Annotated in this window: 13 protein-coding genes and 2 pseudogenes; 10 read left to right on the top strand and 5 right to left on the bottom strand. The window is 68.2% G+C overall.

Annotated elements, in window-relative coordinates:
• Positions 1 to 43: 43 nt before the first annotated feature.
• The 4 genes from FU658_RS12895 to FU658_RS12910 form a co-directional block, all read right to left on the bottom strand.
• Positions 44 to 367 (bottom strand): hypothetical protein, encoded by a 324-nt coding sequence (locus FU658_RS12895; protein WP_147892451.1) that lies wholly within the window; start codon positions 365 to 367, stop codon positions 44 to 46.
• A 103-nt stretch (positions 368 to 470) separates the two neighbouring features.
• Positions 471 to 1,841: an MFS transporter gene (locus FU658_RS12900; RefSeq protein ID WP_147892452.1), complete on the bottom strand. Its 1,371-nt coding sequence runs from the start codon at positions 1,839 to 1,841 to the stop codon at positions 471 to 473.
• An 89-nt stretch (positions 1,842 to 1,930) separates the two neighbouring features.
• Positions 1,931 to 3,181, bottom strand: a complete 1,251-nt coding sequence (locus FU658_RS12905) for a threonine synthase (RefSeq protein ID WP_147892453.1) — start codon at positions 3,179 to 3,181, stop codon at positions 1,931 to 1,933.
• A 14-nt stretch (positions 3,182 to 3,195) separates the two neighbouring features.
• Positions 3,196 to 3,678 (bottom strand): MarR family winged helix-turn-helix transcriptional regulator, encoded by a 483-nt coding sequence (locus FU658_RS12910; protein WP_147892454.1) that lies wholly within the window; start codon positions 3,676 to 3,678, stop codon positions 3,196 to 3,198.
• A gap of 98 nt (positions 3,679 to 3,776) precedes the next feature.
• Between FU658_RS12910 and hppD the strand changes: the two genes are divergently transcribed.
• The 4 genes and pseudogenes from hppD to maiA all read left to right on the top strand — a co-directional run bounded on the left by hppD (position 3,777) and on the right by maiA (position 8,054).
• Positions 3,777 to 4,862, top strand: a complete 1,086-nt coding sequence (gene hppD / locus FU658_RS12915; RefSeq protein ID WP_147892455.1) for a 4-hydroxyphenylpyruvate dioxygenase — start codon at positions 3,777 to 3,779, stop codon at positions 4,860 to 4,862.
• A 74-nt stretch (positions 4,863 to 4,936) separates the two neighbouring features.
• Positions 4,937 to 6,235, top strand: a complete 1,299-nt coding sequence (gene hmgA, locus FU658_RS12920; RefSeq protein WP_255505613.1) for a homogentisate 1,2-dioxygenase — start codon at positions 4,937 to 4,939, stop codon at positions 6,233 to 6,235.
• Between the two features lie 25 nt (positions 6,236 to 6,260).
• Positions 6,261 to 7,240 (top strand): annotated as a pseudogene (locus FU658_RS12925) (fumarylacetoacetate hydrolase family protein).
• A gap of 148 nt (positions 7,241 to 7,388) precedes the next feature.
• The gene (gene maiA, locus FU658_RS12930) at positions 7,389 to 8,054 is read left to right on the top strand and encodes a maleylacetoacetate isomerase (RefSeq protein ID WP_147892457.1); all 666 of its coding nucleotides are present in this window, start codon (positions 7,389 to 7,391) and stop codon (positions 8,052 to 8,054) included.
• 37 nt (positions 8,055 to 8,091) lie between these two features.
• Here maiA and FU658_RS12935 read toward each other — a convergent pair whose 3' ends face one another.
• Entirely contained in the window at positions 8,092 to 9,216 is a 1,125-nt protein-coding gene (locus FU658_RS12935; protein WP_147892458.1) for a PilT/PilU family type 4a pilus ATPase, read from the bottom strand.
• A gap of 101 nt (positions 9,217 to 9,317) precedes the next feature.
• Between FU658_RS12935 and FU658_RS12940 the strand changes: the two genes are divergently transcribed.
• From FU658_RS12940 to FU658_RS12960, 6 genes and pseudogenes are all read left to right on the top strand, one after another.
• Positions 9,318 to 9,707 carry a DUF4398 domain-containing protein gene (locus FU658_RS12940; RefSeq protein WP_187266116.1) on the top strand — a complete coding sequence of 130 codons (390 nt, stop codon included), beginning with the start codon at positions 9,318 to 9,320 and terminating at the stop codon, positions 9,705 to 9,707.
• On the top strand, positions 9,704 to 10,660 hold the full coding sequence (locus FU658_RS12945) for an OmpA family protein (RefSeq protein WP_147892460.1): 957 nt from the start codon (positions 9,704 to 9,706) through the stop codon (positions 10,658 to 10,660). Before FU658_RS12940 ends, FU658_RS12945 begins: the two co-directional genes overlap by 4 nt.
• A 195-nt stretch (positions 10,661 to 10,855) precedes the next feature.
• Positions 10,856 to 11,008, top strand: a complete 153-nt coding sequence (locus FU658_RS14570; protein ID WP_187266117.1) for a hypothetical protein — start codon at positions 10,856 to 10,858, stop codon at positions 11,006 to 11,008.
• 11 nt (positions 11,009 to 11,019) lie between these two features.
• Positions 11,020 to 11,244 carry an HP1242/YdcH family protein gene (locus FU658_RS12950; RefSeq protein ID WP_147892461.1) on the top strand — a complete coding sequence of 75 codons (225 nt, stop codon included), beginning with the start codon at positions 11,020 to 11,022 and terminating at the stop codon, positions 11,242 to 11,244.
• 138 nt (positions 11,245 to 11,382) lie between these two features.
• Positions 11,383 to 12,748 (top strand): annotated as a pseudogene (locus FU658_RS12955) (pyridoxal-phosphate dependent enzyme).
• An 8-nt stretch (positions 12,749 to 12,756) separates the two neighbouring features.
• Positions 12,757 to 13,938: a cystathionine gamma-synthase gene (locus FU658_RS12960; protein WP_147892462.1), complete on the top strand. Its 1,182-nt coding sequence runs from the start codon at positions 12,757 to 12,759 to the stop codon at positions 13,936 to 13,938.
• Positions 13,939 to 13,947: the final 9 nt, after the last annotated feature.

Genomic DNA, 13,947 nt, shown 5'->3' on the forward strand with positions numbered 1-13,947 from the left:
GGGCCTTCGGGCCCCGTTTCCGTTGCCCCGCCGGCCGGTTGGCCTACTGCTGGGCGAACACGAAGGTCAGCACGACCGCGATGAGCACGATCGGCGGGATCCACACCACCGGGCTTTCGACCAGCTTCATCGGCGCGGTGTGGGTGTCCTCCTTGCTACGGCCCCGGCGCCAGGTGTCGTAGGCCAGCAACAGGCCGAACATGACCACGCCGACGATCACGCCGACCAGCACCAAGGTCCAGTCGAAGGCGCCGGCCTCGCGGGTGCTGGCGTAGCCGGCGAAGATCAGTGCGATGGCCGGCGCGACCAGCGCCACCGGCCACAGGGTCCGGGCGAGCGAGCGGTCTGGATCTACTGGCTTGTTCATGGTGCAAGTGTACCCAAGCTCCGCCAGGCCCTGCCGCGACGTCTCGCAGCCCGGGCCCGTGCCAGCCCGCTCGCCCGTCCCGGGTGCGGCGCTGCGGTGAGCGCTAGATCTGCTGCTTGAGCGCCTCGGCCTCCGCGGTGCTGCGGGTGGTGATGCTGTCGAGCCCGTGGCTGCCCGGGCCGCGCTCGGTCCGCCACAAGCGATACGAGAAGTACAGGCCGGTGGCGGCGAGGCCGGTGTAGAACCACATGCCCGGCGCATAGCCCCCCGGGTTCTCGGGGCTGGCCAGGAACCTGTCGTTGAGCAGGCCGACGATGGGTGGCACGACGGCCCAGCCCAGTTGCTGGCAGAAGGTCATCAGCGCATACGCCGAGCCCAGTCTGTTGCCCGACACGATGTAGGCCACCGACGGCCACATCACCGCCGGGATCAGCGAGAACACCCCGCCCAGCACCAGCATGACCAGCAGCAGGGTCAGCGGGATCACGGCGCTGCCGACGAAGGGGATGACCACGTTGATGCCCGGCCCGGGCGGCAGGTAGGTGACCATGAGGAACAGCGGCAGCATCACCAGCGAGCCGATCGCCATGAACATCGAGCGCCGGCCGACCCGGTCCACCCACAGCCCGAACAGCGGCGTGGCGAAGATCGCCGCCAGCGGCAGCAGGCTGCTGAGGATGCCGGCGGCCTCGCGATCCAGGCCATGGGCCTGCTGGAAGTAGTCGATGGCGAAGGTGCGGAACGGGAACACGGTGGAATAGAACACCACGCACAGCGCCACGATGTACCAGTACGAGGCGCTGAAGGAGTACATGCGCCGGAAGTCGAGTTTCTCGGTCGCGTCGGCCGCACCCAGGTCGAAGCGCCCCTCGGCGCGCTTCTCCAGCACCCAGTACAGCATCGCGGCAGTCACCGAGATGGCCGCCACGCCGGTGGCCAGCCACAGCGGGTCCTGCCAGTTGCTGTACAGCGGGCTGGCGAAGCCGGTCGACCAGTCCGCCGAGGCCGAGCCCAGGCGCGAAATCGAGAGGTTCATGCCGAAGGCGAAGCTGAGCTCCTTGCCCTTGAACCACTTCGCCAGCACGGTCGTGGCCGCGACGATCAACGGCTCCGCGCCCAGGCCGAGCATGAAGCGGCCTGCCAGGATGACCTCGTAGCGCGCACTCACGGCGGTGAGCGCGGCGGCGATGAGGCAGACGATCGCGAAGAAGGTGATCGCCTTCTTGGTGCCCCAACGGTCGATGATGTAGCCACCGGCCAGCAGCACCAGCAGCGCGGCGATGTTGTAGGCGGTGGAGAGCCAGCCGATCTGCTGGTAGCTGAAGTCCAGCTGCTCGCGCATCAGGTCGATGACCGGCCCGAGCGAGTCGTAGACGTAGTAGTTGCCGAACATCGCCAGGCTGATGAACAGCAGGACCAGCCAGCGCTGCAGCGGAGTCGGGCGGGGCAGGCTGCCCGCGGTCGGAGTGCTCATCGGCGTGTGGTCCCCTTGGTCGTGCCGGCTCGCACTTTAGCGCGCCGCGGGCCGGTCGTGTGCCACCGTCGGGTGGGCGGCGCGCCCGGCTACAGCAGGTGCCGCAGGTCGGGCAGGTATTTTTCCAGCGAGCCGGTGTTCACCACGACGACCTGCTCGCCATCCGCGACCAGACCACGTGGACGCAGCTGATCGAGCGCGGCCAGGCAGGCCGCGCCCTCGGGGCTGATCCACCAGCGGCGTTCGCGCCAGGTCCTCGCCAGGGCCGCCGCCGTCTGGGCTTCGGGTACCGCCAGCGCCGCGCCGCCGCTTTCGCGGATGATGCGCAACACCTTGAAGTGGCCGACGCCGCCGGGGACGTTGAGTCCGGTGCACAGGGTCGCGCCCGCGGCGACAGGCGTGGTGTCGTCGGCTCCGTCGTCGAAGGCGCGCACCAGCGGCGCTGTGGCCTCGCTCTGCACGCACACCAGGCGCGGGCGGCGAGAATCGATCAGGCCCAGTGCCTCGAGTTCGTGCCAGGCCTTCCACATGCCCAGCACCCCGGTGCCACCGCCGGTCGGATACACGACGACGTCGGGGAGGCGCCACGGCTCGCCCGGTCCGGCCGGCTCGGCCAGTTCCAGGCCCAGCGACTTCTTGCCTTCGATGCGCCAGCCGGGTTCCTGGAACGTGGCTACGTTGAACCAGCCCTCGGGCAGGTAGCGCTCCTTGAGCAAGGCGAAGGCCTCGCGGATCGTGCCGCCGACCAGTTCCAGCCGGACCCGGTCGGGATGCCGGTGCGCGGCGGCGGCGACGCTGCCCATGATCGGCATCGGCGTGTCGTCGGGCATCGCGACCACGACCTCCAGGCCGGCGGCGAGGGCGTAGCGCACCAGCGAGTCGCCGGCGTTGCCCTGGGTCGGCACGGCGAGGCGCTTGAGGCCCAGGCGGCGCGCCTGGGCGACGACCATCGCCATGCCGCGGTCCTTGAAGCTGCCGGTCGGGTTGGCGCCGTAGCCCGGGTGGGCCTGGCCTTCGTCCTTGACCGCGAGCCGGAAGCCGCCCTCGCGTGCGGCCGGATGGTCGCTGTAGTCCAGCAGTGGCGTGGCCCCCTCTCCGAGGGCGGTGATGCAGCGGGCATCCCCGGGCGCGTTGATGTCCATCGCCATCAGCCCCCCGAAGCGCCACATGTCGCGGCGTGCGGGCGTGTACCAGCCGGCATCGGGCCACCGGCGGGCCAGTGCCTCGAGGTCCAGCACCATCTCCACCGGGCGGCCGTCGACCGGATCGAGGTTCATCGGCACATCGGCCGGGTACTCGGTTCCCGAGCCCAGGCCGCGCAGGCAGCGTACGAAGGACATGGCGTGTTCCGTGCTCAGAGGGCCTGCGCCGCACGATCCCCGTTGCCGTCGAGCTTGTCCAGCAGGCGCCCGAGCGTGCGCCGCTCGCCGGCGTCGAGCACCGACAGCAGGGCGCGCTCATAGCCCAGGGCCATCGGCACGACCTCGGCATGGATTGCTTCGCCCGCATCGGTGAGGTGAAGCACGGAGCGGCGGCGGTCCTCGCCATGGGTGTCGCGGGCGATGCGGCCGGCAGCCAGCAGCGAGCCGACGGCGCGGCTGACCGCGACCTTGTCCATCGCGGTGCGCTCGGCCACCTCGCTGGCCGAGACGCCCGGGTAGCGCCCGATCACCGCCAGCACCCGCCATTCGGTGACCGAGAGCCCGAAGCGCTGCTGGTAGCTGCGCGCGATCGCGTTGCTGAGCCGGTTCGACAGCACGCTCAGGCGGTAGGGCAGGAAGTGCTCGAGATCGAGCTGTGCCGCCTCGGGTGCCAGGGGGGTGGAGGATGAACCCATGCTGCGCCGCCACTTGCAATTAGTTACATGTGAAACTATAACGTCGGTACGATCAGCGCAAGTCGCGCCCCCACGACGACCCCTTGAGGAGATAGCCCATGAGCGCCCAGCCCAACCTCGGCATGCAGCCGACCACCTTCGAGAACCCGATGGGGATCAACGGCTTCGAGTTCGTCGAGTTCGCCGTGCCGGCGGGCAGCGACGTCGACCTGCACGCGCTGTTCCGCGCGATGGGCTTCTCGGCCGTCCTCAAGCACCGCTCGCGCGACATCACCGTCTACCGCCAGGGCGGGGTGAACTTCCTCGTCAACGAGGACCCGGAGGCGTTCGCCGCCGACTTCGCCGCCAAGCATGGTCCGTGCGCCTCGGGCTTCGCGATCCGCTTCGACAAGCCGGTGGCCGAGGTGTTCGACACCGTCGTGTCCAACGGCGGCGAGGCGATCGACCACAAGGCCGACACCAAGGTGATCGACGCCCCGGTCATCAAGGGCATCGGCGACTGCATGCTGTACCTGGTGCCGAGCTCGGGCGACGTGTTCGCGGCGGACTATGCGCCGATCGAGGGCGCCGACCTCAACCCGAAGGGCTTCGGGCTGACCTTCATCGACCACCTCACCCACAACCTGTTCTTCGGCAACATGCAGAAGTGGTCGGACTACTACGAGCGCCTGTTCAACTTCCGCGAGATCCGCTACTTCGACATCAAGGGCGCCAAGACCGGCCTGGTGTCCAAGGCGATGACCGCACCCGACGGCATCGTGCGCATCCCGCTCAATGAGTCGTCGGACCCGAAGAGCCAGATCAACGAGTACCTCGACGCCTACAAGGGCGAGGGCATCCAGCACATCGCCTGCTTCACCGACGACATCTACGGCACCGTCGAGGCGATGCGCGCGCAGGGCGTGGAGTTCCTCGACACGCCCGACACCTACTTCGAGCTGATCCCCGAGCGCATCCCGAACCATGGCGAGGATGTCGAGCGCCTGGCGAAGAACAAGATCCTCATCGACGCCGACCCGGAGACCAAGCAGCGCAAACTGCTGCAGATCTTCACCACCAACGCGATCGGGCCGATCTTCTTCGAGATCATCCAGCGCAAGGGCAACGAGGGCTTCGGCGAGGGCAACTTCCAGGCCCTGTTCGAATCCATCGAACGCGACCAGATCAAGCGCGGCGTGCTCTGAGCCCGCCGCGACTTCCCCGTTGAAGCCCGCGACCCGGCCCCGGTGGCCGGGTCGCCGCCACTGGAGTGATGCTGATGAAGTCCACGGGTTACCAGACCGGCTTCGGCAACGAATTCGCCACGCAGGCGGTGCCGGGCACGCTGCCGGAAGGCCGCAATTCCCCGCAGCGCGTCGCACACGGCCTGTATGCCGAACAGCTCTCGGGCACGGCATTCACCGCGCCGCGCCATGCCAACCGGCGCAGCTGGCTGTACCGCATCCGCCCCGCGGCGGTGCACGGCGCGTTCTCGCCGCTCCCGCAGCCGCGCTTCCACAACGACTTCGGCACCGGCCCGGTCACGCCCGAGCAGCTGCGCTGGAGCCCGCTGCCGATGCCGGAAGAGGCGACCGACTTCATCGAGGGCCTGTACACGATGGCCGGCAACGGCGGTGCGGCGGGCGGCAACGGACTGGGCATCCACCTGTATGCGGCCAACCGCGGCATGCAGGGGCGCTTCTTCTACAACGCCGATGCGGAAATGCTCATCGTGCCGCAGCACGGGCGGCTGAAGTTCGACACCGAGTTCGGCGTCCTGGACGTGGAGCCGCAGCAGATCGCGGTGATCCCGCGCGGCGTGCGCTTCCGCGTGGTGCTGCCCGATGGCGAGGCACGCGGCTACGTGTGCGAGAACTTCGGCGCGCTGCTGAAGCTGCCCGACCTGGGGCCGATCGGTTCCAATGGGCTGGCCAACCCGCGCGACTTCGAGACGCCGCACGCGGCCTTCGAGGACGCCGAGGGCGAGTTCGAGCTGGTGGCGAAGTTCCAGGGCGGGCTGTGGCGGGCCGACATCGGCCACTCGCCGCTGGACGTGGTCGGCTGGCATGGCAACTACGCGCCGTACCGCTACGACCTGCGCCGCTTCAACACGATCGGCTCGATCAGCTTCGACCACCCGGACCCGAGCATCTTCCTGGTGCTTCACTCACCCACCGATTCCGAGGGCGTGAGCAACATCGACTTCGTGATCTTCCCGCCCCGCTGGCTGGTGGCGCAGGACACGTTCCGGCCGCCGTGGTTCCACCGCAACGTGGCCAGCGAGTTCATGGGCCTGGTGCATGGCGCCTACGACGCCAAGGCCGAGGGCTTCGTGCCCGGCGGCTCCAGCCTGCACAACTGCATGAGCGGCCACGGCCCCGACGCGGCGACGTTCGACAAGGCGTCGAATGCCGACCTGTCCAGGCCCGACGTGATCAGCGAAACGATGGCCTTCATGTTCGAGTCGCGCCACGTCATCCGTCCGGTCGCGCAGGCGCTCGAGGCCGGATTCCGGCAGGCCGACTACACCGATTGCTGGCAGGGGCTTGAGCGGCGCTTCGCCACCCCGGGCCTTTGAACACACTTGTCTTGAGGAGAACACCATGAAGCTTGGATCGCTGAAGGAAGGCGGCCGCGACGGCACGCTGATCGTCGTATCGCGCGACCTGACCCGCGCCGTGCGCGCCACCGGCATCGCCGACACGATGCAGCGCGCGCTGGAGGACTGGTCGAACACCGCCCCGCGCCTGAATGCGCTGGCCGGCAAGCTCGAGTCCGGCGAGGCCGAGGGCGCCTTCGACCTCGACCATGCCGCTCTCGCCGCGCCGCTGCCGCGCGCCTACGAGTTCGTCGACGGATCGGCCTACCTGCCGCACGTGGCGCGCGTGCGTCGCGCCCGCGGTGCCGAGGTGCCGGAGAGCTTCTATACCGATCCGCTGATGTACCAGGCGGTCAGCGCCGGTTTCTACGGCCCGCTGGACCCGGTCGTGGTCCCCGACGAGGCACATGGGATCGACCTGGAGGCCGAGATCGTCGTGGTCACCGACGACGTGCCGATGGGCGCCTCGGCCGAACAGGCGGCCGGGCACATCCAGCTGGTCGGCCTGGTCAACGACGTGTCGCTTCGCGGCCTGATCCCGGGAGAGCTGGCCAAGGGCTTCGGTTTCCTGCAGTCCAAGCCGCGCTCGGCGCTCAGCCCGGTCTTCGTCACCCCCGATGAGCTGGGTGATGCCTGGCGCGACGCCAAGGTCACCTGCCGCTGCTGACGCACTACAACGGCGAGTGGTTCGGTGCGCCCGAGGCGGGCGTGGACATGCAGTTCAACTTCGGCCAGCTGGTCGCGCACGCCGCGAAGACGCGACCGCTCACGGCCGGCACGATCGTCGGTTCCGGCACGGTGGCCAACGAGGACACGTCGCTGGGCGCGTCGTGCTTTGCCGAGAAGCGCACCGTCGAGACGCTGGAGCACGGCAAGCCGTCGACGCCGTTCATGAAGTTCGGCGATCGTGTGCGCATCGAGATGCTGGACAAGGACGGCCACAGCATCTTTGGCGCGATCGAGCAGCGCATCGACCGCGGTTGAGTACGCCTGTCGCGTGCAGCGGCCGGTCGTCGGAAGGCGGCCGGCCCTGCTTTCATCACGCAGCCGGGCGGCGTAGCCTGCAGTTCGGGGTGGCAGGGGGCCGCCCATTCACCGGCATCTTCCACGTGCCTGCGGGGAATCACGGGTCATGTCCGAAAAGCTGACGCTATACAGCTACTGGCGCTCCAGCGCCGCCTACCGCGTCCGCGCGGCGTTGAACCTCAAGGGGCTGGAGTACACGATCACTCCGGTGCACCTGGTGCGCGAAGGGGGCGAGCAGCACGGCGACGCCTACAGCGCGATCAATCCGCAGGAGCTGGTGCCCAGCCTGGAGCATGGCCAGCGCGTGCTGCGCCAGTCGATGGCGATCATCGAGTATGTCGACGAAACCTGGCCCGACCGGCCGCTGCTGCCGGCGACCGCGCGCGACCGCGCGCGGGTGCGGGCGATGGCGCAGCTGGTCGGTTGCGAGATCCATCCGCTCAACAACCTGCGCGTGCTGCAGTTCTTCGAGCGCACCTGGAACGTCCCGCAGGCCGAGCGCGAGCTGTGGGTGAGGCACTGGATAGAGCAGGGTTTCGCCGCGCTGGAGATCCTGCTCAAGGAGAGTCCCTCGACCGGGACCTACTGCGAGGGCGAGAGCGCCGGCCTGGCCGATTGCTGCCTGGTGCCGCAGATCTACAACGCGCGTCGCTTCGGCGTGTCGATGGACCCGTATCCGACCATCCAGCGCATCGAGGAGGCCTGCATGGCCTTGCCTGCGTTCGAGGCCGCCCGGCCGGACAACCAGCCCGACGCGCCCGATCGCGATTGAGATGCATCGCGCCCGCGGGCGCGATGCCGGTGCCGACTCAGTAGCTGTTTTGCTCGTCGCCGCTGAACACGTCGGCGTAGGGGTCGTGGCTGTCGCTGCCCGAACCCTCGGTCAGGCGGATCTTGAGCGCCAGGCCATCGCGTGAATCGGCCTTGCGCAGCGCCTCCTCCAGCTCGATCTTGCCGTCCTTGTAGAGCTTGTACAGCGCCTGGTCGAAGGTCTGCATGCCGTCCTGGAGCGACTTGTCCATCGCTTCCTTGATCTCGTGCACCTGGCCGCGACGCATCAGGTCGCGGATCATCGGCGTGTTGATCAGCACTTCCACCGCCGGCAGGCGCTTGCCGTCCTTGCCGACCACCAGGCGCTGGCTGATCACCGCCTTGAGGTTGAGCGACAGGTTCATCAGCACGTTCTTGTGCGCCGATTCCGGGAAGAAGTTCAGGATGCGCTCCAGCGTCTGGTCGGCGTTGTTGGAGTGCAGCGTGGCAAGGCACAGGTGGCCGGTCTCGGCGAACGAGATCGCGGCCTCCATCGTCGTGGCGTCGAGGATCTCGCCGATCAGGATGACGTCGGGCGCCTCGCGCATCGCGTTCTTGAGCGCATTGTGGAAGGCATGGGTGTCCATGCCGACCTCGCGCTGGTTGACCAGCGACTTCTTGTGCCGGTGCAGGAACTCGATCGGATCCTCGATGGTGAGGATGTGGCCGGTCTGGGTGGTGTTGCGATGGTCGATCATCGCCGCCAGCGAGGTCGACTTGCCCGAGCCGGTCGAGCCGACCACCAGCACCAGGCCGCGCGGCTCGGAGATGATGTCCTTGAGGATCTGCGGCAGCTTGAGCATCTCGATGGTCGGGATGTCGCTCTTGATCGCGCGGATCACCATGCCCACTTCGCCGCGCTGCTTGAACACGTTCACGCGGAAACGCCCGGCGTCCTTCACGGCGATCGCCATGTTGAACTCGAGGTCGCGCTCGAACTGGGGCACCTGGCCCTCGTCCATCAGCGAGTAGGCGATCTTCTTGACCATGCCGGCCGGAAGGCCGGTGCTGCCGAGGGGGTAGAGCTTGCCCTCGACCTTGATGTGCACCGGTGCCCCCGTGGTCAGGAACATGTCCGATGCGTTCTTTTCCGTCATCAGCTTCAGGAAGTAGCCGATGTCCATGCGCGAAACCCCCGGTATCCCCTGCACCGCCACGGTTGCATGTGCGCGAGCGGTGCAACAACAATAGCGACAGGCCACATCGCCTGCTTCGAAGAGCCGTTATGACACCATCGCCGAGAAAAATCTATCGACCAGGCCTGCTTTTCGCGATCCTGACCCTCGCCGTGGTGCTGGGGGGCTGCGCCAGCCTGCCGCCGCCGACCGAGCGGATCGACCGGGCGCAGCGGGCGCTGGATTCCGCGCGCGAGGTCCGTGCGCACCAGCTGTCGGAGGAGGAGTTCCGCCGCGCCGAGCGCCAGCTGCAGGCGGCCCGGGAGGCCGAGCAGGCCCGCGACCGGGTGCGGGCGGTCGAACTCGCCGAACTCGCCGAGGTCAATGCCGACCTGTCCCGGGCTCGGGCGCGCGCCCGCGCCTGGCAGGAGCAGGTTGATGAAAAGGCCGCCGAGAACGCGGCGTTGCGGCAATCACTGGACACGGAGGGGCGGCGATGAAAGCGATCCTGATGATCCTTGCGATCGCGTTGCTGGCGAACGCCCCGCTGCAGGCACAGACCCGTGACCGGGTCGACCAGGACGTCGAGCGACTCGAGCGCGACCTGCGACGCCTGGACGACGACCAGGCCCTGTCGCGACTCGGCGCGGTCGAGCGCCTCCAGGCCCGGCAGGCGATCCAGGCCGTGCGCGAGGCACGCGCAAGCGATCGCGAGCACCGCATCTACATCGCCGATCGGCGCATCGAGACCGCGCGTGCCGCGGCGCAGGCCGAGCAGGCCCGCGACCGGGTCCAGGAGCTCGAGCGCGAGCGCGACCGCATCGTGCTCGATGCCGCGCGCCGCGATGCGGAGCTGGCGCGGCGCGAGGCCGAGCGGCTCCGCATGCAGAGCCTGACGCGCCAGGAGGAGGCGTTGCGGGCGCTGCAGGAGCGCGAGCTCTCGTTGCAGGAGGCCGAGGCGGCCATGGAACAGGCCGAGCAGTCGCGCCGCCTGGCCGACGCGCGTGGTCGCGAGGCCTCGCTGGCCCGGCAGGAGGCGGACCTGGCCTCCGCGGCGGCGGACAGCCTGCGCCGGCAGCTGGAGAACCTCGACTCGCGCAGCGATGCGCGCGGCGAGGTGATGACGCTTTCGGGCGAGGTCTTCGCCCCGGGCCAGGCCCAGCTTCGCGCCGAGGCCGTGGCCAACCTCGACCGCGTCGTCGAGTTCGTGCAGGGCCGGCCCGGCAGCCGGATCCTGGTCGAGGGCCATACCGACGCCACCGGCAGCGCGAACCTCAACCAGAGCCTGTCGCAGCAGCGCGCCGAATCCGTCCGGCGGGCCCTGATCGACCAGGGCGTGGACGCGTCCCGGATCCAGGCGACCGGCTACGGCCAGACCCGCCCCGTCGCCGACAACGCCACCGAGCAGGGGCGCTCGCGCAACCGCCGCGTGGACGTGATCCTCGCCGATTAACTTCTTTGTAAACAAAGCGTTATGCGGCGGCGCCTGAACGGCGCCGCCGTTGTTTTCAGGCTTGTGAAGGCGACGTTCCGCTGAGGAATCCATCGTGTAATCAGGCATCTGGACGCGTGCTTGCAGGGCCCGAAAGGCCGGCGTAGGGTCGATTGTCCATGGTGCACCGATGCCCGTGGAACCGAGGTCAGGCCGATGCACTCCTTCACCGCCGCCACGCCGCGTCCGCACCCCAAGGCCGGGGTCGACGTGGTCCGGGTGGTCGTGCGCAAGGGCAGTGGCCTTCCCAACCCCCGACGCTCCAAGCCTGACGGCTTCGGGGCGTTTCTCGTTTCAGGAGCCAAGTAAGGAGGTCCGCCGTGTTCGAAGGGCATTCCCAGGAAGAAGTGGAGCAGATCCTCAAGCGCAACCCCGAATTCCGCAAGCTTTACCACCATCACCGCGAACTCAACGACAAGGTCATGGACGCCGAGCTCGGCGTGCTGCCCATCGACGACATCACGCTGATGCAGATGAAGAAGGAAAAGCTCCTCGCCAAGGATCGCCTGCAGCGCATGGTCCAGAGCAGGGAACTGCTGCACTAGCCCTGCTGCGTCGTTCCGGGGAGGGCTCCCCGGGAACGGATCGAGGACGGCGCCCCCGGGGCGCGTCTTCATGTCGGCTTCGGGCTTGCGTGGCCGCGCCTGATACAATCGCGCGCCCCTTCGAAGAACCCACGGCCCATGCCCCACGAGTCCGTCCTCGAGCTGATCGGCAACACCCCCATCGTCCGTGCCCGGCACCTGGACAGCGGCGACTGCGAGCTCTACCTGAAGCTGGAAAGCCAGAACCCGGGTGGGTCGATCAAGGACCGCATCGGCCTGCGCATGATCGAGGCGGCCGAGGCCCGGGGTGATCTCAAGCCGGGTGCGACGCTGGTCGAGGGCACCGCGGGCAATACCGGCATCGGGCTGGCGCTGGTCGCCCAGCAGAAGGGCTACAAGCTCATCCTCGTGGTCCCCGACAAGATGAGCCGGGAAAGATCTTCAACCTCAAGGCGATGGGCGCGGAGGTGATCCTGACCCGCTCGGACGTCGCCAAGGGACATCCGGACTACTACCAGGACCTCGCCAAGCGCATCGCGACGAGACCCCCGGCGCGTATTTCATCAACCAGTTCGGCAACCCCGACAACCCCGACGCGCACGAGCACGGCACCGCGCCGGAGATCTGGGAGCAGATGGGCGGGGAGCTCGATGCGATCGTCTTCGGCTGCGGCAGCTCCGGCACGATGACGGGCCTGAGCCGGTACTTCGCCCGCGTAGCACCCGACCTCGAGCTGGTCCTGGCCGACCCGGTCGGTTCGATCCTGACCGAGTACATCAACGAGGGCACGCTCAGCGAGAAGTCCGGCAGCTGGATGGTCGAGGGCATCGGCGAGGATTTCCTGCCGTCGATCTCCGACTTCACCCGGGTGAAGAAGGCCTACGCGATTTCCGATGCGGAAAGCTTCCATGCCGGACGCGAACTGCTCAAGAAGGAAGGCGTGCTGGGCGGCTCGTCCTCGGGCACGCTGCTGGCGGCGGCGCTGAAGTACTGCCGCGAGCAGACCACGCCGAAGAAGGTGCTGGTGTTCGTGTGCGACACCGGCAACAAGTACCTCTCCAAGATGTACAACGACTACTGGATGCTGGACAACGGCTTCCTGGAGCGCGAACCGACCGGCGACCTGCGCGACCTGATCCTGCGCCCCTTCCAGCACCGCGACACGGTGGTGATCGCCCCCACCGACCTGCTGGTGACGGCCTACCAGCGCATGAAGCTCTACGAGATCTCGCAGCTGCCGGTCATGGAGGGCGAGCGCATCGTCGGCATCCTCGACGAGTCCGACGTGCTGATGCATGTGTACGGCGACGAGGACCACTTCCGCGACCCCGTCTCCACCGCGATGGTGACCAAGCTCGACGTGCTCGACGTGCGTGCACCGGTGGAGGCGCTGCTGCCGGTGTTCGAGCGCGGCCAGGTCGCCATCGTCATGGACGGCGAGCGTTTCCTGGGCCTGATCACGCGGATCGACCTGCTCAATTACCTGCGCCGCCGGGTGCAGTGACACCAGCAATGAACAAGGATTCCGACATGAGCGACGCGACCTCCGGCCACGGCCTCGGCACGCTGGCGATCCACGCCGGCCAATCGCCCGACCCCAGCACCGGCGCGGTGATGGTGCCGATCTACCAGACCTCCACCTATGTGCAGTCCAGCCCGGGCGTACACCAGGGATTCGAATACTCGCGCAGCCACAATCCCACGCGCTTCGCCTACGAGCGCTGCGTGGCCGGGCTCGAAGGCGGGCGTCGTGGCTTTGCGTTCGCCTCGGGCCTGGCGGCCACGTCGACCGTGCTCGAATTGCTCGACTCGGGCGACCACGTGGTGGTCATGGACGACGTCTACGGGGGCACCTACCGGCTGTTCGAGGGAGTGCGCCGTCGCAGCGCCGGCCTCGACTTCAGCTGGGTCGACCTCAACGACGAGCAGGCCCTGGAAGCCGCCATCGGCCCCAGGACGCGCATGGTCTGGATCGAAACCCCGACCAACCCCCTGCTGAAACTGGTCGACATCGAGCGCGTGGCCGCGCTGGCGCGCAAGCGCGGCCTGATCGTCGTGGTCGACAACACGTTTTGCTCGCCCATCCTGCAGCGGCCGCTTTCGCTGGGTGCCGACATCGTCGTGCACTCGGCCACCAAGTACCTCAACGGGCACTCCGACGTCGTCGGCGGCATGGTGGTGACCGGCGACAAGGACGAGCTCGGCGAGCGCATGGGCTACCTGCAGAACGCCGTGGGCGGCGTGCAGGGTCCGTTCGACAGCTTCCTGGCGCTGCGCGGGCTCAAGACGCTGCACCTGCGGATGAAGGCCCACTGCGAGAACGCGCTGCAGCTGGCGCAGTGGCTCGAGGGCCACGAGGCGATCGAGAAGGTGGTCTACCCGGGCCTGGAGTCCCACCCCCAGCACGCACTGGCGAAGCGCCAGATGTCGGGCTTCGGTGGCATGGTGAGCATCTACGTCAAGGGTGGGCTGGATTCCGCACGGCGCATGATGGAGCGCTGCACGCTGTTCGCCCTGGCCGAATCACTCGGTGGCGTGGAGAGCCTGGTCAACCATCCGGCGATCATGACCCATGCCTCGGTGCCGGCCGAGCGCCGGGCCGCGCTTGGCATCCACGACAACCTGGTGCGCCTGAGCGTGGGGGTCGAGGACGTGGCGGACCTGCAGGCGGAGTTGGCGGATTGCCTGGGATGAGTTGCCGCG

The sequence above is a fragment of the Alkalisalibacterium limincola genome (assembly GCF_008017755.1).
Classification (GTDB): domain Bacteria; phylum Pseudomonadota; class Gammaproteobacteria; order Xanthomonadales; family Xanthomonadaceae; genus Alkalisalibacterium; species Alkalisalibacterium limincola.